The 20003-nt window shown below is 62.3% G+C and carries 20 protein-coding genes; 18 read left to right on the top strand and 2 right to left on the bottom strand.

From position 1 onward, the window contains the following. Window positions 1–130: 130 nt before the first annotated feature. Both B5M07_RS03405 and B5M07_RS03410 read left to right on the top strand, forming a co-directional pair. A complete protein-coding gene (locus B5M07_RS03405) occupies window positions 131–634 on the top strand; it encodes a UPF0262 family protein (protein ID WP_260012785.1) in 504 nt (167 codons plus the stop codon). Beyond that, window positions 635–1096: an arsenate-mycothiol transferase ArsC gene (locus B5M07_RS03410; RefSeq protein ID WP_120350221.1), complete on the top strand. Its 462-nt coding sequence runs from the start codon at window positions 635–637 to the stop codon at window positions 1094–1096. Between the two features lie 4 nt (window positions 1097–1100). Here B5M07_RS03410 and B5M07_RS03415 read toward each other — a convergent pair whose 3' ends face one another. Beyond that, complete coding sequence (locus tag B5M07_RS03415) at window positions 1101–1463, bottom strand: hypothetical protein (RefSeq protein ID WP_067623915.1); 363 nt, start codon at window positions 1461–1463, stop codon at window positions 1101–1103. Window positions 1464–1677: 214 nt separating this feature from the next. Here B5M07_RS03415 and lepA point away from each other — a divergent pair, with 214 nt between their 5' ends. The 16 genes from lepA to B5M07_RS03490 all read left to right on the top strand — a co-directional run bounded on the left by lepA (window position 1678) and on the right by B5M07_RS03490 (window position 19258). Next, window positions 1678–3480, top strand: a complete 1803-nt coding sequence (lepA, locus tag B5M07_RS03420) for a translation elongation factor 4 (protein WP_120350222.1) — start codon at window positions 1678–1680, stop codon at window positions 3478–3480. Between the two features lie 166 nt (window positions 3481–3646). After that, the gene (locus B5M07_RS19380; protein WP_162931796.1) at window positions 3647–4369 is read left to right on the top strand and encodes an AbiU2 domain-containing protein; all 723 of its coding nucleotides are present in this window, start codon (window positions 3647–3649) and stop codon (window positions 4367–4369) included. Between the two features lie 216 nt (window positions 4370–4585). Then, entirely contained in the window at window positions 4586–5098 is a 513-nt protein-coding gene (locus B5M07_RS03425; protein WP_120350223.1) for an alkylphosphonate utilization protein, read from the top strand. Window positions 5099–5224: 126 nt separating this feature from the next. Then, entirely contained in the window at window positions 5225–6055 is an 831-nt protein-coding gene (locus B5M07_RS03430) for a 3-keto-5-aminohexanoate cleavage protein (protein ID WP_120350224.1), read from the top strand. An 80-nt stretch (window positions 6056–6135) separates the two neighbouring features. Beyond that, window positions 6136–6906 (top strand): MBL fold metallo-hydrolase, encoded by a 771-nt coding sequence (locus B5M07_RS03435; protein WP_120350225.1) that lies wholly within the window; start codon window positions 6136–6138, stop codon window positions 6904–6906. A gap of 276 nt (window positions 6907–7182) precedes the next feature. Further along, complete coding sequence (locus B5M07_RS03440; RefSeq protein WP_120350226.1) at window positions 7183–8238, top strand: C4-dicarboxylate TRAP transporter substrate-binding protein; 1056 nt, start codon at window positions 7183–7185, stop codon at window positions 8236–8238. A gap of 26 nt (window positions 8239–8264) precedes the next feature. Next, window positions 8265–8798 (top strand): TRAP transporter small permease, encoded by a 534-nt coding sequence (locus B5M07_RS03445; RefSeq protein WP_120350227.1) that lies wholly within the window; start codon window positions 8265–8267, stop codon window positions 8796–8798. After that, window positions 8798–10138 (top strand): TRAP transporter large permease, encoded by a 1341-nt coding sequence (locus tag B5M07_RS03450; protein ID WP_067940100.1) that lies wholly within the window; start codon window positions 8798–8800, stop codon window positions 10136–10138. Before B5M07_RS03445 ends, B5M07_RS03450 begins: the two co-directional genes overlap by 1 nt. Then, on the top strand, window positions 10135–10923 hold the full coding sequence (locus tag B5M07_RS03455; RefSeq protein ID WP_120350228.1) for an IclR family transcriptional regulator: 789 nt from the start codon (window positions 10135–10137) through the stop codon (window positions 10921–10923). The genes B5M07_RS03450 and B5M07_RS03455 overlap by 4 nt, the downstream gene beginning before the upstream one ends. Window positions 10924–10940: 17 nt before the next feature. After that, the gene (locus tag B5M07_RS03460; RefSeq protein ID WP_120350229.1) at window positions 10941–13037 is read left to right on the top strand and encodes a 3-hydroxyacyl-CoA dehydrogenase NAD-binding domain-containing protein; all 2097 of its coding nucleotides are present in this window, start codon (window positions 10941–10943) and stop codon (window positions 13035–13037) included. After that, on the top strand, window positions 13034–14209 hold the full coding sequence (locus tag B5M07_RS03465) for an acetyl-CoA C-acyltransferase (RefSeq protein ID WP_120350230.1): 1176 nt from the start codon (window positions 13034–13036) through the stop codon (window positions 14207–14209). Before B5M07_RS03460 ends, B5M07_RS03465 begins: the two co-directional genes overlap by 4 nt. 11 nt (window positions 14210–14220) lie before the next feature. Continuing rightward, complete coding sequence (locus B5M07_RS03470) at window positions 14221–15420, top strand: acyl-CoA dehydrogenase family protein (protein WP_120350231.1); 1200 nt, start codon at window positions 14221–14223, stop codon at window positions 15418–15420. Continuing rightward, window positions 15417–16550 carry an acyl-CoA dehydrogenase family protein gene (locus B5M07_RS03475; protein ID WP_120350232.1) on the top strand — a complete coding sequence of 378 codons (1134 nt, stop codon included), beginning with the start codon at window positions 15417–15419 and terminating at the stop codon, window positions 16548–16550. The genes B5M07_RS03470 and B5M07_RS03475 overlap by 4 nt, the downstream gene beginning before the upstream one ends. Continuing rightward, entirely contained in the window at window positions 16531–16938 is a 408-nt protein-coding gene (locus tag B5M07_RS03480) for a PaaI family thioesterase (RefSeq protein ID WP_120350233.1), read from the top strand. The genes B5M07_RS03475 and B5M07_RS03480 overlap by 20 nt, the downstream gene beginning before the upstream one ends. Then, window positions 16935–17702 carry an oxepin-CoA hydrolase, alternative type gene (locus tag B5M07_RS03485; protein WP_120350234.1) on the top strand — a complete coding sequence of 256 codons (768 nt, stop codon included), beginning with the start codon at window positions 16935–16937 and terminating at the stop codon, window positions 17700–17702. The genes B5M07_RS03480 and B5M07_RS03485 overlap by 4 nt, the downstream gene beginning before the upstream one ends. Before the next feature lie 53 nt (window positions 17703–17755). Then, window positions 17756–19258 carry a class I adenylate-forming enzyme family protein gene (locus B5M07_RS03490; RefSeq protein ID WP_120350235.1) on the top strand — a complete coding sequence of 501 codons (1503 nt, stop codon included), beginning with the start codon at window positions 17756–17758 and terminating at the stop codon, window positions 19256–19258. Between the two features lie 27 nt (window positions 19259–19285). Here B5M07_RS03490 and rpe read toward each other — a convergent pair whose 3' ends face one another. Further along, window positions 19286–19975, bottom strand: a complete 690-nt coding sequence (rpe, locus tag B5M07_RS03495) for a ribulose-phosphate 3-epimerase (RefSeq protein ID WP_120350236.1) — start codon at window positions 19973–19975, stop codon at window positions 19286–19288. Window positions 19976–20003 lie beyond the last annotated feature (28 nt).

Here is a 20003-nt window from a genome sequence, read left to right on the forward strand (position 1 = left end):
GCAGGGGGGGCAGAAGCCGCCTGCGCAGGAGGCAGGGCGCTGCCCGCTGTGCCCCCGGGCGCGACATTCGCCACCGGGCATGCTCTCGCGCATTGCCCCCTTCCCACCGCTGCGCTATCCACGAAATGGTATCGCCAGCAAAAAGGATGCGTCCATGACCCGCATCACCCATATCGCGCTTGATGACGCGAACATGCCGCCCCCCACGCCTGAGATTGATCAGGAGCGTAAGGTGGCCATGTTCGACCTGCTGGAAGAGAACAGCTTTGTCCTGCCCGAACGGGAGAAGGGCCCGGTGCCCGAAGGGCCTTATCATCTGTCCCTGTCCATCCGTGATAAGCGGCTGGTCTTTGATGTGGAGACCGAAGCGGCTGAAAAGGCGGCGGAATTCCACCTTTCCCTCGGCCCGTTCCGGCAGGTGGTAAAGGATTACTTCCAAATCTGCGAAAGCTATTTCGAGGCGGTCAAGAAACTGCCCCCCAGCCAGATCGAGACGATCGACATGGCCCGGCGCGGCATCCACAACGAAGGCTCCCGCGTGCTGCAAGAGCGTCTGTCGGGCAAGGCCGAGATCGACACCGACACCGCGCGGCGGCTCTTTACCCTGATCTGCGTTTTGCATTTCGGCGGATAAATGAAGCAGCTGCTGCCTCAATCCGTTCTCTTCTGCTGCGACCACAACGCCGTCCGTTCGCCCATGGCCGAAGGCTTGATGAAGAAATTCTACGGCACCGGCACCTATGTGCAGTCCGTGGGCGTCAAGAACGACATGGAGATCGACGGCTTTTCCATCGCCGTGTGCAGTGAATTGGATGTGCAGTTGGACCGGCACCGCAGCCGCAGTTTCGATGAAATGGAGGAATGGGGCGACGATCTGGGGTCATTCGATCTGATCATCGCGCTGAGCCCCGCCAGCCAGCGCCGGGCGCTGGAGCTGACGCGGTTTTACCATCTCGACGTGGAATATTGGCCGATCCTTGATCCCACGGGACTGGGCGAGAGCCGCGAGGCCAAACTCACCCAGTTTCGCGCCGCCCGCGATCAGATCGTCGGACGGCTGATTGATCGCTTTGGCCAGCCGCCCAGCGAAAGCTGAGCTATCAGGTGTTGGAGCAGGCCGCCGCGGCGCTCTGGCCATAGGCTTTCCACGTGCTCCAGAAGGCGTTGTCGCTTTTGTTGTCGGACTGACGCATTTCCTGCAAACGGTGGGGGTCGCGGAAAATCTTGGCGCCCTGGCGCTGATCCGAGCGCGACAGCGTCTGATCCGCCACCGCTTGTACGCAGCCACAACGCGCATGGCTGGAGCCGCGGCGCCCATCGGCCAGACAAGCCTTTTGAATTGGTCCCGTGGCGAAAAGCACCGGCGTCGGGGAGAAACGTCCCACGGCGGCATCGCTGGAATAACGTGATCCGCCACAACCCGCCAAGACGACGAGCGCCATCAAACTTGCAACTGTCCGCATTGATTTGCCCTATTGTTTTGGACCATGGGGTTTTCCCCTTGTCGGCCCGGTCTGCTCTGCCCGTCACTATGCCGCAAAATGGGGCTTCGCGCAATTCTCCTTTGGGGGGCAAGGCGCCTTGGCCTGCGATAAAGCGCCGTGAAGGGCGCGAAGCGGGCTCTGGCGCGCTCAAGGCCAATTGACGCAGGCGCGGCACTGCGCCATATCCCCTTGCATGACACCGCTTGAAAACATCCGCAATTTCTCCATCGTGGCGCATATCGACCACGGCAAATCCACGCTGGCCGACCGGTTGATCCAACTCACCGGCACGGTCGCCGAACGCGACATGCAAAGCCAGCTTCTGGATAACATGGATATCGAGCGGGAGCGGGGCATCACCATCAAGGCCAACACCGTCCGCATCGAATACCCTGCCAAGGACGGCAAGACCTATGTGTTGAACCTGATCGACACGCCCGGACACGTCGACTTCGCCTATGAGGTCGCGCGCTCCATGCATGCGGTCGAAGGTTCGCTGCTGGTCGTCGACGCCACTCAGGGCGTCGAGGCGCAGACGCTGGCCAATGTTTATACCGCCATCGATGCGGATCATGAGATCGTGCCGGTCCTGAACAAGGTCGACCTGCCCGCCTCTGACCCCGACCGCGTGCGCGAACAGATCGAGGATGTGATCGGCATCGACGCCTCCGAGGCCTGCCTGATCTCTGCCAAGACCGGCGTCGGCATCCCCGACGTGCTGGAAGCGATCGTCAATAAACTGCCCGCGCCGAAGGGCGGCGACCCCGATGCGCCGCTCAAAGCGATGCTGGTGGATAGCAAATATGACCAATACCTCGGCGTCATCTGTATCGTCCGGATCATCGACGGCACCCTGAAAAAGGGCGACCGCATTCGCATGATGAAGACCGGCGGCACCTATGACGTGGACGATGTGGGCGTTTACCGGCCCAAGATGACCGGCGTCGAAAGCCTCGGCCCCGGCGAGATCGGTTATCTCAACGCCTCGATCAAACAGGTCCGCGACACCCGCGTCGGCGACACGATCACCCATGAGAAGCGCAAGTGTGAAACCCCGCTGCCGGGCTTTAAGCCCTCGGTGCCGGTGGTTTTCTGTGGTCTCTTCCCGGTCGATGCCAATGACTTCGAAGACATGCGCGATGCGATCGAAAAGCTCGCCCTGAACGATGCCTCCTTCACCTATGAGATGGAAACCTCTGCCGCGCTTGGCTTTGGCTTCCGCTGCGGTTTCCTTGGCCTGCTGCACCTCGAAGTGATCCGCGACCGGCTTGAGCGTGAGTATGACATCGACCTGATCACCACTGCGCCTTCGGTGATCTATCACGTCCACATGAAGGACGGCGAGATGCAGGAGTTGCACAACCCCGCCGACATGCCCGACATGACGCTGGTGGACCACATGCAAGAGCCGCGGATCAAGGCGACGATCCTCGTGCCCGATGAATACCTTGGCGACGTGTTGAAGCTCTGCCAAGACCGCCGCGGCATTCAAGAAGACCTGACCTATGCTGGTTCGCGGGCGATGGTCGTCTATGACCTGCCACTGAACGAGGTGGTGTTTGATTTCTACGACCGGCTGAAGTCGGTCACCAAGGGCTACGCCAGTTTTGACTACCAGATGATCGGCTACCGGCAGGACAATCTGGTCAAGATGCAGATCCTCGTGAACGACGAGCCGGTGGACGCGCTTTCGACCATGGTGCACCGCGACCGCGCCGAGATGCGCGGCCGGGCGATGGTGGAAAAGCTCAAAGACCTGATCCCGCGTCACATGTTCAAGATCCCGATCCAAGCGGCCATCGGCGGCAAGGTGATTGCCCGCGAGACACTCTCGGCGATGCGTAAGGACGTGACCGCGAAGTGTTACGGTGGGGATGCGACGCGGAAGAAGAAGCTGCTGGAGAAGCAGAAGGCTGGTAAGAAGAAGATGCGCCAGTTTGGTAAGGTGGATATCCCGCAGGAAGCGTTTATTTCCGCACTAAAAATGGACAGCTAAAAGCTGGCCATTTTTAGTGCGCGCGGGAGGCAGCGTATTGCGACGCAATGCGCGTTCCCGCTTGGTTGTGTTTGGGTGCAGCAATCCTACTATCAAGACGATCATAACTTGGTATGAACTGTCCCCATAGCCGCGACACTTATCAATCGGAGCGCGGAAGTGAAGTATGACTACTAGGACCCACGATGAAATTGCGGCGGAATACGCAAAAGATTTTGGCGAGGCTGATGGTTTTTTGGTTCACAGACTCACAAATTCTGTATCTCAGTTAATTTTGCAGTGGAGAATGTTCCTTTTCTTCTACTGTGGGCCGCTGGAAAGGATCGAAGTCTTAAACGAAGCCTCCGGTTTAACCGCTCGAACTTTTCAAAATTTACTTCGGGACAATACAATACTTAACGTTCGGCGATTAACGGATCGGGAAAAATCACGAGGTGAAATCAACGTTTCGCTTGCGCATTTGCTGCGTATCTCCCGCGAGAAGGGAATTGCATGTTTGGACGTTCCTTATGAGGAACTGCTTTCATCGTGTGAAACGACCAGGCGTTATGCAGACAAGCATATCGCTCATTCAGACTTTGACCACGCAGCGGGACGGAAGATATCTTCGACAAATCGAGGCGAAACCACAAAGGCGATCAAAGAGATTTCAAGCTTCGTTCAGCTGTTTCACAAGAAAATTACAGATGTTTCTTATGAGTTGGTGCCCAGAACATCCGTGTCAGACGAGCAGCAATTTTTGAAACGGCTTTATCTCGGCAATCAAAGTTCTGTAGAGCAAACATCAGAGAAAATTAGGCAGGCAAAAGCCGGAGATTGGGATTCCGCATTTCAGTCAATTTACCCAGATTGGCTTTCGGATGACCACTTTCGAGATAATCCGTTCTAGTTGCCAAAATCGACTTGGGCTCTCTTGGGGTTTGCCAGAGCCCGAACCGCCCCTCGGTTCGGGCGCTTCGCTTTTCCCCGCCCCTCGGTTCGGACGCGGCGGTCCCAATCAACCACACCCAATGTATCCCCGGCCCAATTCTCGCGAATTGCGCGCTCGGCATTTTAACAGCCCCCCGGACTGTTCAATCCGGCTGCACCACCCTAAACCACCCCCATGACATGCCCCCTCTGCGCCACAGCCAACGCCCCGCTCATCCAAACCCCGGTCCCCGGCGGCCCCGCTGACGCCAGCGCCGAAATCTGCGCCACCTGCGCCGAGCAGACCGCCAGCGCCACGCCAGCCCCGGCCCATTTCCGCGCCTTGGCCTCCACCATGTGGTCCGAAGACCCCGCCATTCAGGTCTTGGCCGCCCGCACCCTCGCCAAAATCCCCGAGCCTTGGGCCCGCGACCTTGCCGAGCAGCTTTACCTCGACGATGAGACGCGCGCATGGGCCGAGAGCGTCCCTCAGCCCTCCGCTCACCGCGACAGCAACGGCGTGCCGCTGGCCTCGGGCGATACCGTGGTGCTGATCAAGGATCTGACCGTCAAAGGCGCGGGCTTCACCGCCAAACGCGGCACCGCCGTGCAGCGGATCTCGCTGGTCGCCGACAATCCCGCCCAGATCGAGGGCCGGGTCGAAGGCCAGCGCATCGTGATCCTGACCGAATTTGTGAAAAAGCGCTGAACCGCAACCCGCGTCTGCTGGGTGTACAGCCGATGTCCGTTGTGTGACATTTGACCTCTGATCAATAAATCTCCCCGCAGCCTTCTCAACCTGCGCCAAGCCTCTGCCGCCACAGGACCCCCGCCCATGACCACCCCCTGCATCCTCTGCGTCGCCATCACCGGCTCCGTCCCCACCAAAGCCGCCAACCCCGCCGTGCCGATCTCGATCGCCGAGCAGGTCGAGTCGACCCACGCAGCCTTCGAAGCCGGGGCCTCCATTTGCCACGCCCATGTGCGCAACGACGACGAGACCCCGTCCTCCGACCCCGAGAAGTTCGCGCGGCTGATGGAAGGCGTGCAAAAGCATTGCCCCGGCATGATCATCCAGTTCTCCACCGGCGGGCGCTCCGGCGCGGGGCGGGAGCGGGGCGGGATGCTCTCGCTCCGGCCCGACATGGCCTCGCTCTCGGTCGGGTCCAACAATTTCCCGACGCGCGTTTATGAGAACCCGCCGGAATTGGTCGATTGGCTGGCCTCGGAAATGAAAACCTATGAGGTCAAACCCGAGATCGAGGCTTTTGACCTCAGCCACATCCACAAAGCCGCCGAAATGAACCGCGATGGGCGCATTCCCGGCCAGCTTTACGTGCAATTCGTCATGGGCGTGAAGAACGCCATGCCGGTGGACCGTGAGACCTTTGATTTCTACATCCAGACGCTCAACCGCCTTGCCCCCGATGCGCAGTGGTGTGCCGCCGGGATCGGGCCGAACCAGATTGTGTTGAGCGAATGGGCCATCGCCGCGGGCGGCCATACCCGCGCGGGGCTGGAGGATAACGTGCGGCTGGACCGCGATACGCTGGCACCTTCCAACGCAGCGCTGATCCAGCGGGCGGCTGATTTATGTGCGAAATACGACCGCTCTATCGCCACGCCTGCACAAGCGCGTGAGATTCTGGGTCTGCGCCCGGCATAGGCTTGCCGCAAGAAGGGCGCTGCGTTGAAATGCGGGGCGGGGCAGCTATGTCCCGTTCCAGTAACCAACAGGAGCCTGAAATGTCCCAGACCCGCCGCCATTTCCTTGCCACCGCCGCCGCCGCCGCTGGCATCGTAACCCTGCTGCCCTTCGCCGCCCGTGCCGCCGCGCATAGCGGTGACACATTCGACACCAGCGCAGGGCCGATCACGGTGCATCCCGTCGACCACGCCTCTATCGTGTTGGAGACGCCCGCGGGGGTGATCTATGTCGATCCAGTGGGCGAGCCCGCGCAATACAGCGACTTCCCCGCCGCCGATCTGATCCTCATCACCCATGAGCATGGCGACCACTACAACGCCGATACGCTGGCCGCGCTGGCCGGGGATGAGGTGCAGATCATCACCAACCCCGCCGTCTTTGACATGCTGCCCGAGGCGCTTGCCGCGAAGGCCAGCAAGATCGCCAATGGCGAAGGCACCGAGTTTAACGGCCTGCCGATCGACGCGATCCCGGCCTATAACATCACCGAAGAGCGCAAGAAGTTTCACCCCGAGGGGCGCGACAACGGCTATATCCTCGGCTTCGACGGCTTCCGCGTCTATATTTCGGGCGACACCGAAGACACGCCCGAGATGCGCCGGCTGACCGATATCTCGCTGGCATTCGTGTGCATGAACCTGCCGTTCACTATGGATTCAAACGCCGCTGCCTCTGCCGTCGCTGAGTTCAAACCGACTTACGTCTACCCCTATCACTTCCGGGGAAAAGACGGCGGCACGCAAGACCCCGAAGAGTTCGCCAAACGGGTCGGCACCGATGTCGAAGTCAAATTCGGCGACTGGTATTAATCTCGAACCCTTTCGGTCACGCCCCAGCGGCGTGACCGTTTTACCGGACAGGGCCGATCCATCAGATCAGCCGATTCCGGGGTGCAAAGCGGGGCGTTTGTCTCTCACACCGCCGCCCGCGCTCATTTTTCGCTTAACAAATTCAAGAGCCTAACTGCTCCCTCTTCAGATGGCTGAAGTTTCGCTTGATCGCTTTCGGTCCGCGGACTAGCGTGACCTGCGACAAATGCGAAACTATGTTTTGCATTGCGAAACAAGTCTCTGGGAGGAGCCTACATGACAATCTTTAAACACCTGAGCTGCGCCGCAGCTCTGGCGCTGGCTGGTGGCGCGGTAAGCGCTGAAACTGTATTGATTCACGGTGAAGCTGGGCCCAACCGCGGTGCACGCGCCGACGCTTTGCAGTGGTTCGCCGATCAGGTCGCCGAGCGTTCGGACGGCGACATGCGATTCGACATCCAGTGGGGCGGGGCGCTGTTTAAGGCCAATGCCGCTGTGCAATCCATCGCCGATGGCGTGGCCGACACCGGTTCGGTCATCGCAGTCTACTACCCGCAAGAGATGGCCGGCTACGGCATCGCCGACCTGCCGGTGAACAACCCCGACGCTTGGGTCGGCATGCGCGCCACGGATGAGCTGATGCGCTCCAGCCAAGCGATCCAAGACGATCTTGCCGACAAGAACCTCGTTTATATCGGCACTTGGACCACCAGCCAGGTAAACATCGGCTGCAAGGGCGGCGCGATCAAATCCGTGGCGGATATCTCGGGCAAGAAGGTCCGCGGCGTGGGCGCCTACGGCAAGGTCTTTGGTGAGCAGGGCGCGAACATGGTCAACATGTCGATCTATGACGCCTACCAAGGTCTCGACACCGGGCTGATCGACTGTTCGCAGGGCTACAGCTATGCCGTGGCGGCGCTGAAGCAGGCCGAGGTGATGGACAGCTACACGATCCTCGACTGGGGTCAGGTCGGCGGTCTGGGCATCTTCATGAACAAGGACATGCACGACAGCCTGACGCCTGAGCAGCAGGAAACGCTGGCCTCCGTCGGGTCCGACATGGCGGATGAGTTTGGCCGTCTGATCACCGATGCCAACGACAAGGCCATCGCCTCGATGAAGGAACAGGGCGTCGAAGTCATCACCCTGCCCGAAGAGGATCGCGCGCAACTCGTCGAAGCGGGCAAGAAGTTCCTCGACGAATGGGCAGAGACTGCCGGTTCCGCCGGTCTGCCGGGCGACGACCTGCTGGAAGAGTATAAGGGCCTTATCGCCAAATACACCGAGCAGCGCGATGCCGAAGGCTATCCTTGGGAAGCCAAAAGCAACTGATCGCTGATATTGGGGAGGGGCAGCATATGTTGGTAAATCTGGAGAAAATCCTGTTGGGATTGGGCGCTTTGGCGGTGATCGCCTTGGGGGTGTTGATCACCTCCAACGTGATCGCCCGCGCGCTCTTTGCCAGTCAGGTGCCCGATAGCGTGACCATGGTGCGAGAGCTCATGGTCGCCGCCATCCTGCTGCCCCTCGCCGCCGCCACCGCTGCGCGCGCGCATGTCTCGGTCGCTTTTGTGACCGACCGATTTCCCGACCGCGCGCGTTCGGTGTTGATCGTTGCAGGCTCTGCCATCGGGATGCTGGCGCTGGCGCCGCTGATCTATTCCGGCGGGCGCGAGTTCTTTGCCGTGGTCGAGAAAGGCAGCTTTTTCTACGGCGACCTCAATCTGCCGAAATGGCCCGGGCGGCTTTTGTTCCTGATCGGGATGATCGCGACCTTCCTGCGGCTGGCCGAACTTACGTGGCGCGATGGGCGCACCGTGCTGGCGGGCGGCGTGGTCTCTGACGAACAACAACATGCGGCCGACCTTATGGCCGAGAAGGACGTGCTGTAATGGATGCCTCAACCATCGGTATGATCGCCTTCGCGGCGGTTCTGATCCTGCTCGCCCTGCGCGTGCCGATTGCCTTCACGCTGGCGGCAGTGGCAACCGTCGCTACCTTCTTTATCTTCGCCTTCCGCACCGGGACCTTCATGCCCGAACGTGCGATCAAGGCGACCACCTCGATGGTGTTCTCAAACTCCTTCGACCTCATTCACTCTTACGATCTGTCGATGATCCCGCTTTTCGTGGCGCTTGGACATATCGCGTATCGCGCGGATATCACCACGAAAATCTACCACGCGGCCAAGGTTTGGCTGACCCGCCTGCCGGGTGGGGTGGCCATGGCCTCCGTCATGGGCTGCGGGGGCTTTTCCGCGATCACCGGCTCATCCATCGCCTGCGCCTCGACCATGGGTAAGATCTGCACGCCCGAGATGCTGCGCATGGGCTATGACCCGCGTCTGGCCACAGCTTCGGTCGCGGCGGGGGGCACATTGGGCTCGCTCATTCCCCCGTCGGTTCTGTTCATCATCTACGGCATTTTCACCGAGACTTCGATCTCGTCGCTGTTCCTCGCGGGTGTTCTGCCGGGGCTGCTGACGCTGGCGGGCTTTGTGCTGGTCATCGCCGTCTGGGTCTGGCGCGATCCGGCGGTAGCACCCTCGACCGACCAACGCTACACCGCGCGTGAGCGTTGGCAGGCGGCCCTTGATAGCTGGCCTGCGATCCTGCTTTTCGTGCTGATCATCGGCGGCATCTACGGCGGTATCTTCACCGCGACCGAAGCCGCCGCCGTCTGCGTCGTCTCCGCCACGTTGATCGGTTTCGTGCAGCGCAAGCTGGATTGGGCTGGCCTCTGGGCCGCGGTCAAGGAGACCTGCGTGCAGACCTCCGCGATCTTCCTCATCGCCGCCAGTGCCAAGATCTTTGTGGCCTTCGTCGCGCTGACGGGCGTCGCGGGCACCATCGTGGGCTTCGTCTCAGACGCGCAGATGTCGCTGGTTGTGCTGATGCTCTGCATCGCGCTGATCTATCTGCTCTTGGGCATGTTCCTTGATCCCATTGGCATCATGGTGCTGACCCTGCCGCTGATGATCCCACTGGTGGAAAGCTATGACCTCAACCTCATTTGGTTCGGCGTCGTGGTCATCAAACTGCTGGAGATCGGCCTGATTACACCGCCCGTCGGCTTGAACGTCTTTGTCATCGCCAATGTGGTGGGCCGCGAAGCACCGATCGATAAGATCTTTGCGGGCATCACCCGGTTCCTCAGCGTCGACTTCATCGTGCTGATCCTCATCATGTCCTTCCCGATGATCTCGCTTTTGATCCCGATGGCGGCAAGATGAACAAGGCGGCGTCGGATACCGTCACGGACCGTAAGTTCGCCAATACGCTGGCGCGGGGTCTTGGCATTTTGCGGGCGTTCCGCGCCAGCGACAGCGGGCTGAGCCACGCGCAGATCGCCGAGCGGACGGGCCTGCCGAAACCGACGGTTTCGCGGCTGACCTATACGCTGTGCGAACTGGGCTATCTGGCGCATGGCGGGCGCAACGATAAGTTCCGGCTTGGGCCTGCGGCGATTGCGCTTGGCTCGGTCGCCTCTGTCGCGGTCAGCTTTGTCGATATGGCGTCAGATGCGATGCAGCAACTGGCGGATGAAACACGCACGCTGGCGCTGATCGCCGTGCGCGACGGCGACCGGATGATGCTGGTGCGCACATGGCGTCCGCATACCGCTTCGACCATCTGGCTAGAGCCGGGTCACCGTATCCCGGTCTATGGTTCGTCCTCTGGCCTCGCCACGCTGGCCAGTCTGGACGAGAACCGTTTTGACGGGCTGGAGCCGGATGACCGGCTGCGCAATTTCCGCCGTGAGGGGTATGAGCAATTGCTGGCGCAGGGCTTTGTCCTCGCCCCGCCTGAAACCCGCTATGCCCGTAGCATCAACGCCGTGAGCGTGCCCTATTACGCAGGGGAATTCGGCGAGCCTGTGGCCTTTACCTGCGGCGCCTTGCCGGGCGACTTGCCCGACAGCCGCATTCTGTCACAAGTGGGGCCAGCGCTGCGCGACGTGGTCAGCGGCATCGAACAACGCACCGGACGGGCACCGGCCCTGTCCCGGCGCGGATAGATCAAGGAGTTACTGATATGACTGACAAGATTGCCTATTCCCGCCATGACGACATCGTCGTGCTGCGCATCGAAAACCCGCCCGTTAACGCGCTGAGCCAAGCCGTGCGCCAAGGTTTGGCCGAGGGTATGGACCGCGCCGAGGCTGAAGACGGCGTGCGCGCCGTGATGATCGTGGGCGAAGGCCGCGCTTTTATCGCGGGGGCCGACATCACCGAATTCGGCAAGCCGCCGATGGAGCCGCATCTGCCGAACCTGTGCAGCCGCATCGAAGCGTCGCCGCTTCTGGTCGTGGCCTCCATGCATGGCGTCAGCCTTGGTGGTGGTCTCGAAGTTGCGCTCTCGGCGCATTACCGCATCGCCCAGCCCTCGGCCCGGGTCGGTCTGCCTGAGGTGCACCTTGGCCTGATCCCCGGCGCAGGCGGGACACAACGCCTGCCGCGCCTCATTGGCGTTGAACCCGCGCTGGATGCGATCACCACGGGCCGCCACATCAAGGCACCGCAGGCGCTTGAGATGGGCATCGTCGACCGGGTGGAAGAGGGTGATCCGCAGGAGGTCGGTCTCGCCTACGTCCGCGAATTGCTCGACAGCGGTGCCGAGCGTCGCCCGATCTGCGAGATGCCCGCGCCTGCGCCGATCGATTGGGACGCCGCCTATGAGGCGACGCTGAAAAAGGGTCGTGGCCAGATTTCCCCTGCCGAGGCCGTGCGCGCCGTGCAGGCGGGTGTCGAAAAACCCTTCGAAGAAGGCATGAAGGCCGAGCGCCGCATCTTCTCGGAACTGATGAACACCGACCAGCGGCAGGGCATGATCCATGCGTTTTTCTCGGAACGGGCGGTCAGCAACCTGCCGGAACTCAAGGGTGTCGAGCCGCGCGAGTTGAAAGCCATCGGCGTCATCGGTGGCGGCACCATGGGCGCGGGCATCGCCACGGCAGCACTGCTGTCGGGCTTCTCGGTCGTGCTGATCGAGATGAAGGACGAAGCCGCCAAGGCCGCGCATGAGCGTATCTCGGGCAACCTCCAAGGCGCGCTGAAACGCGGCAAGATCGATCAGGCGAAATTCGACCATCTGACGGGTGAGGCGCTTACCGTCTCCACCGACTACGCCAGCCTTTCCGACGTCGATCTGGTGGTCGAAGCGGTGTTTGAAGACATGGACGTCAAAAAGCAGGTCTTCGGCAAACTCGACGCGGTCTGCAAGCCGGGCTGCGTGCTGGCCTCCAACACCTCCTATCTGGACGTGAACGAGATCGCCGCCAGCACCTCGCGCCCCGGCGATGTCATCGGGCTGCACTTCTTCTCGCCCGCGCATGTGATGAAACTGCTTGAGGTCGTCGTCGCCGACAAGACCGCGAAAGATGTGGTCGCCACTGGCTTTGCCTTGGGCAAGGCGCTCGGCAAGATCAGCGTGCGCGCGGGCGTCTGCGATGGCTTCATCGGCAACCGCATCCTCGCCACCTACCGCACCGCGGCGGACCACATGGTGCTGGACGGCGCCAGCCCTTACAAGATCGACGCGGCACTTGAGAAATTCGGCTTTGCCATGGGCCCCTTCGCCGTGGCCGATCTGGCCGGGCTCGACATCGGCTGGGCCACCCGTAAGCGCAAAGCCGCCACGCGCCACCCCGAGGAGCGGGTGCCGACCTATATCGACCGGCTCTGCGAACAAGGCCACTTCGGCCAGAAGACCGGCCAAGGCTACTACATCTACGAAAAGGGCAAACGCGGCGGCACGCCGAACCCGGAAATCACCCGCCTGATCGAGGAAGAGCAGAAGGAGCGCGGCATCGCCCCGCGCGAGTTCACCGATGCAGAGATCGTGCGCCGCTACATGTGCGCCATGGTCAATGAGGCGGCCAAGGTGCTGGAAGAGGGCATCGCGAAACGCCCGCTCGACATCGATATGACGCTGCTCTTTGGCTACGGCTTCCCGCGCTATTGGGGTGGCCCAATGAAATGGGCCGATATTCAGGGCCTGCCCAATGTCCTCGCCGCCATCGAAGGGTTTGCCGAGAAAGACCCGTGGTTCTGGAAACCAGCGCCGCTGCTGGTCGAACTGGTCAAGACCAACCGCACTTTTGATGATCTGAACAAGGAAGCTGCCAAATGAAACAGGCTGTCATCGTCTCCGCCGTCCGTACCGGGCTGGCCAAATCCTTTCGCGGGTCGTTCAACATGACCCACGGTGCCACCATGGGAGGCCATGTCGTTGCCGAAGCGGTCAAACGCTCGGGCATCGATCCCTCGGCGATCGAAGACGTGATGATCGGCTGCGGCTACCCCGAAGGGGCCACCGGCTCGAACATCGCGCGGCAGATCGCCCTGCGCGCGGGCCTGCCGGTGACCGCCTCGGGCGTGACCGTGAACCGCTTCTGTTCTTCCGGTCTGCAGACCGTCGCCATGGCCGCCAACGCAATCTGCCAAGAGGGCGCAGGCCCGATGGTTGCAGGCGGGGTCGAGAGCATTTCGCTGATCCAGCCGGATGTGAAATCGGTGAAAGAGGCCTGGCTCAAGGAGCATAAGCCCGAGGTCTATATGGCGATGATCGACACAGCCGACATCGTGGCCAAACGCTACAACATCAGCCGCGAGGATCAGGACGCCTATGGCCTGCGCAGCCAGCAGTTGATTGCCGCCGCGCAAGAGGCCGGTCTCTTTGATGACGAAATCGTCCCGATGCAGACCACCATGGGCGTGCAGGACAAGGAGACCAAGGAGATCTCCACCCGCGAGGTCACAGTGGACCGCGACGAATGCAACCGGCCCGGCACCACGCTCGAAGGGCTTGCGGGCCTGACGCCCGTGCGCGGCGAGGGGGCTTTCATCACCGCGGGCAACGCCAGCCAACTGTCGGATGGCGCTGCAGCCCTCGTGCTGATGGACAGCAAAGAGGCCGAGCAACAGGGCCTGCAAGCCATGGGCGCGTTCAAAGGCTTCGCCGTCGCGGGTTGCGAGCCCGATGAAATGGGCATCGGCCCGGTCTTTGCCGTGCCGCGTCTGCTGGAACGTCACGGGCTGACCGTCGATGACATCGACCTGTGGGAGCTGAACGAAGCCTTCGCGAGCCAAGCGCTCTACTGCCGCGATAGACTCGGCATCGACCCCGATAAATGCAACGTGAATGGCGGCTCGATCGCTATCGGCCACCCCTTCGGCATGACCGGGGCGCGGATGACCGGCCACATTCTGCGCGAAGGCCACCGCCGCGGCGCGAAACTGGGCGTCGTGACGATGTGCATCGGCGGCGGCATGGGGGCGGCTGGCCTCTTCGAAATCTACTAAAGGGGGCCGACATGGACCTGAGCTATACCGACGAAGAACGCGCCTTCCGCGAGGAGGTGCGCCAATTCCTCACCGAGAAACTGCCAAGCGAGCTTTCCGAAAAGGTGCGCCGTGGGCAGGAGCTTTCGAAGGATGATCACGAACGCTGGCACGCCATCCTGAACGATCAAGGCTGGCTGGCCACCAACTGGCCCAAGGAATTCGGCGGGGCCGCGTGGAACGCCGTGCAGCGCCATATTTTCGAGGAAGAGGCCGCTGCTCATCACGCGCCGCGCATCGTGCCCTTTGGCCTGTCGATGCTGGCCCCCGTGCTGCAAAAGTTCGGCTCGAAAGAGCAGCAGGACTACTGGCTGCCGCGCATTCTCTCGGGCGAAGACTGGTGGTGTCAGGGTTATTCCGAGCCGGGCGCGGGGTCGGACCTCGCCTCGCTCAAAACCACGGCGGTCAAGGACGGCGACCATTACATCGTCAACGGTCAAAAGACTTGGACGACGCTGGGCCAACACGCCAACATGATCTTCTGCCTCGTGCGGACCGACAAGGACGTGAAGCAGCAAGAGGGCATCTCTTTCCTGCTGATCGACATGGAGACGCCGGGCATCACCGTGCGCCCGATCATCCTGCTGGATGGCGGCGCCGAGGTGAACGAGGTATTCTTTGACAATGTCAAAGTGCCTGCCGAGAACCTCGTCGGCGAAGAGAACAAGGGCTGGACCTACGCCAAGTACCTGCTGACCCATGAGCGCACCAACATTGCCGGTGTGGGCTTCTCCCAAGCCGGTCTTCAGGCCGTGAAACGCATCGCGAAATCCGAAATGGCCGGGGGCCGCCCGCTGATCGAGAACCCGCATTTCGCTGCCCGCGTGGCGCAGGCAGAGATTGATCTGATGGCGATGGCCACGACCAACTTGCGCATCATCTCCAAGGCCGCCGCAGGGCAGGCACCGGGGGTGGAATCCTCGATGCTCAAGGTCAAAGGCACGATCATCCGGCAGGAAATCAACGACCTCGCGCGCCGTGCGGCTGGCGTCTATGCGATGCCCTTCGCCTCGGAAGCGGTGGCAGGCAGCAACGACGCGCTGCCCGATCCGAACGAGGCCGGTCCGGTGGCCGCGCAGTATTTCAACAACCGTAAGCTGTCGATCTTTGGCGGCTCCAACGAAATCCAGCGGCAGATCATCGCCAAGACAACGCTGGGAGGTGCAAAATGAATTTCGACCTAACCGAAGAACGCCAGATGCTGCAAGACAGCCTGCGCCGTTTCCTGCGCGATAAATACGACACCGCCACGCGCAATGGCATTCTGGAAAGCGAAGCAGGCTTCTCTGCTGACATCTGGAACGGCTTGGCCGAATTGGGCGTCATCGGCGCGCTTTTCACCGAAGACCAAGGCGGCTTTGGCGGCGCGGGTTTCGACGTGACCACCGTGTTCGAAGAACTGGGCCGCGCCGGTGTGGTCGAGCCGCTGCTCGACAGCGCCGTGCTGGCTGGTGGGCTGATTGCCGATCTGGGCAGTGAAGCGCAGCAGGAACATATTGAGGCACTGATCGGCGGCGCGTTGCAACTGGCCTTTGCCCATGGTGAGCCGACCAGCCGCTATGACCTTGAGCGCGTCACCACCACTGCGTCACAAAACGGCAGTGACATCGTGTTGAACGGTCGCAAAGCCGTCGTCGCCAATGCCGAGGCTGCCGACATGCTCGTCGTCTCTGCCCGCGAAAGCGGAGAGGCTGGCGATCAGGCAGGCATTTCGCTGTTCCTTGTGCCAGCGGATACCAAAGGGCTCACCGTCACGGGCTATGCCCTGCTGGCCGGTGGCCGCGCCGCCGAAGTTACACTGGATGATGTAACCCTGCCCGAAAGCGCTCGCTTGGGCGAGGCTGGCAAGGCGTTTGACGCGATTGAGGCCCGTGTGGCCGTCGCGACCACCGCACTCTGCGCGGAAACGCTGGGCGCGATGGAAACCGCCTGCGATCTGACCCGCGAATACCTCGGCACGCGCAAGCAGTTCGGCCGCCCGATTGGTAGCTTCCAAGCGCTGGCGCACCGCATGTCGGACCTGCTGATTGACCTCGAACAGGCGCGCTCTGCCGTGATCAATGCCGCAGGCCATCTGGCTGACGACCGCGCCAGCCGCGAGCGTCACGTCTCAGCCGCCAAAAACCTGATGGGCCGCGTGGGCCGTCTGGTGGCCGAAGACACGATCCAGATGCACGGCGGCATCGCCATGACGCAGGAGTACGAACTGGCCCATATCGCCAAACGCATCACCATGGCGGACCACCGCTTTGGCGACGTTGATCATCATCTGGAGCGGTTCATTGCACTATCCGCCGCATGAGGCACCGACCAGCGGGGTTCAACAGCTGATCGGGTTTCAACCCGACCTGTCGAACCCCGATGGCAGCACCCGCGTGACACTCGACCTCGGCCCGCAGCACCTGAACGTCTCAGGTGTGCTGCACGGGGGGTTGCATACGTTGCTCTTGGATGTGGCCACGGGCTTTGCCTGTGCGCGGCACTGCGCGATGAGCGGGCCCTTCGTGCCGATGCTGACCCTGTCGCTGACCACCGATTACATCTTGGCGGTGCGCGAGGGCCAAGTCGTTGCCACAGGCCGCGTCACGGGCGGGGGGTATAAAATCCTCTATGCCGAGGCGCAGTTGCATGATGCCGAGGGCAAGCTGCTGTCGCGTGCGACGGGCGTTTTCAAAAGGGCAAAAACATGAGTGCGCGGATCGAAGACCGGGGCGACAGGCTGATCGTCTGGAACGGCAACGCCGAGAAACGCGGGGCGCTGACGCCAGAGCTTTACGAGGCGATTGCCGAAGCCATGACCCTAGCCGAAGACCCGCGCATCCGCGCGGTGATCCTCACCTCCGAAGGGCGCTTTTTCTGCGCGGGGGGAGACCTTAACGTGCTGATCGAACGGCGCAAACTGACCGAGGCCGAGCGCCGCGAGCGGGTGGATGGGCTGCATGATCTGGTCCGCGCCATGCGTGCTTGCCCGGTGCCTGTCATCGCCGCCATCGAAGGTGGCGCTGCCGGGGCGGGGCTGTCGCTGGCGCTGGCCTGCGACATGATCGTGGCCTGCGAAGAGGCGCAGTTCACTGCCGCCTATGTGAAGGCCGGGTTGGTGCCGGATGCCGGTCTGACGGCTTCTTTGGCGCGGCTTTTGCCGCGGCCCTTGTCGATGGAGATGTGCCTTCTGGGCCGTCCCGTCATGGCGATGCGCTTTGCCGAACTCGGCGCGGTCAACCGTATCTGCGCCAAAGGCAAAGCCTTGGACGAGGCGCTGATGCTGGCCGATACGCTCGCCGCCGGGCCGCGTGCTGCCCAAGGCGCGATCCGGCAGTTGGTGGCGCAGGCCTATGAGGCCGAAGAGGCCGATCAGCTTGATGCCGAACGCAACGCCATGGCCCACGCGGCTGGCGGGGATGAGGCCGCCGAAGGGATCGCGGCCTTTTTGGAAAAACGAAAGCCCCGGTTTTAGCCGGGCAGCGGCCGCCGGAGGAGGGGGTCGCGAATAGGCAGGAGGAGACACCCATGAATGCCAGGGTACAGGATTTTCTAGCTGAGCAATTGGCGACCCGACCAGAGGCGCCCGCGCTGAGTGACGCCAGCGGCGCCGCGTGGAGCTATGCCGATCTGGACCGTGCGCGCGTGGCCTTGGCCGCTGAGATGCGCAGCGCGGGAGTGCAGGCGGGCGACCGCGTGCTTTTGATGGTGGAAAACTGTGTTGCGGCGGTGGCCTCGCTCTATGCCGCGTGGGAGTTGGACGCGGTGGCGATCCCCGTCAATGCCCGCCAGACCGAAGCCGAAGTCACCCGCATCATCGATCACGCCACCCCGGCGGCGGTGCTGCTGACCTGCGATGTCTCGCCCGAAGCGGCGGCCCATGCGGCGCGGCTGAACGCACGTGAGGTCTCGGGCGCTTTCGGCAGCCTGCACCTTGCCACACCGCTGCCCAGCAGCCCCGACGCCGATCTGCATGATGTGGCGGTGCTGCTTTATACCACCGGCACCACGGGCGATCCCAAGGGGGTGATGCTGACCCATCAGAACCTGCGCTTTGGCGCGCGTGCCTCGGCGGACCTGCGACAGATGGTGCCGGGTGATGTGGTTTACGGCGTGCTGCCGATGACTCATGTTTTCGGTTTGGTGTCTGTCTTGATGGCCGCGGTGAGTTCTGGCGCGAAGGTCCGGCAGGAGAGCCGTTTCTCGGCGGCGAAGCTGCATGCCGCAACCCACGAGGATGTCACGATCCTTCCCGCTGTGCCGCAGATGCACGCGCTGGTGATGCAGTACTCGCGCGAGCGCGGGATGCCCAAACTCGAAAGCCCCAAGCTGCGCTATGTTTCATCGGGCGGTGCACCGCTTGATCCGGCGTGGAAACGCAAAGCCGAGGCGTTTTATGAACTGCCGCTGCAAAACGGCTTTGGCATGACCGAGACATGCTCGGGCGCATCGGCCACCACCAACGCGCTTGGCTCGCCCGATACTTCGGTCGGACCGGTCACGCCGGGCACCGAATGCAAGATCGACGACCAAGCGCCCGGCGGCAATGGCGCGGGCGAAGGCGAAGTGCTGGTGCGCGGACCGCATGTGATGAAAGGCTACTACCGCAACCCGACCGAGACCGACAAAGCCATCGACGCCGAGGGCTGGTTGCACACCGGCGATCTGGGCAAGCTCGATGAGGATGGGCGGTTGCACATTCTCGGGCGCAGCAAGGAATTAATCATTCACGGCGGTTTCAACGTTTATCCGCCCGAGGTCGAAGCCGCGTTGAACGATCACCCGCGCGTGGTGCAATCGGCCGTGGTCGGACGGCGGCGCGAAGGCGACGAAGAGGTGCTGGCCTTCGTGCAGGTCGCCCCCGGCGACGAGGTGACGGCAGAGGAGTTGCGCAGTTTCGTCAAAGAGCGGCTGACCGGCTACAAGCGGCCCGCGCAGATCATCGTGGCCACGGACCTGCCCGCCGCACCCACAGGCAAGATCCTGAAACACCGGCTGCTGACGGCCTTTGCCGACCGGCTGGAGGGCTAGGCGCGGCTTGAACCGCGCCCGGCCAGATCAGACGTAGGTGCCTTCGGCGGCGGCGCGGATCGCGCGGATGTTTTCGCCGTAGGGCGCGGGGTTGCTCACCGAGCCACCCTTGAAGACGGCGGAGCCCGCCACCAGCACATCGGCCCCGGCCTGCGCCACCAGCGGCGCGGTCTTGGGATCGACGCCGCCGTCGATCTCGATATGCACGGGCCGGTCACCGATCATCGCGCGCAGGTCGCGGATTTTGGCTGTCATGTCGATGAACTTCTGGCCACCGAAGCCGGGGTTCACGGTCATCACGCAGATGAGGTCGACCATGTCGAGCAGTTCGGCCACCGCGCTGGCTGGCGTGCCGGGGTTTAGTGCCACACCCGCTTTCGCGCCCGCGCCGCGGATCGCCTGAAGCGTGCGGTGGATATGGGGGGTGGCCTCGACATGGGCGGTGATCACATCGGCGCCCGCCTTGGCGAAGGCTTCGATATAGGGATCGACCGGGGCGATCATCAGATGCACGTCCATCACGCCCTTGATGTGGGGCCGGATCGCCGCGCAGGTGGCGGGGCCGAAGGTGATGTTGGGCACGAAATGCCCGTCCATCACATCCACATGCACCCAGTCCGCGCCTTGGGCCTCAATGGCTTCGCATTCGGCACCGAAGTTGGCGAAATCGGCGGCGAGGATGGAGGGGGCGATCTTGATCGAACGGTCGAATGTCATGGGGGCAGCCCTTTGTTGCAGAGGTTGG

This window comes from Sulfitobacter sp. D7 (assembly GCF_003611275.1).
GTDB lineage: Bacteria > Pseudomonadota > Alphaproteobacteria > Rhodobacterales > Rhodobacteraceae > Sulfitobacter > Sulfitobacter profundi.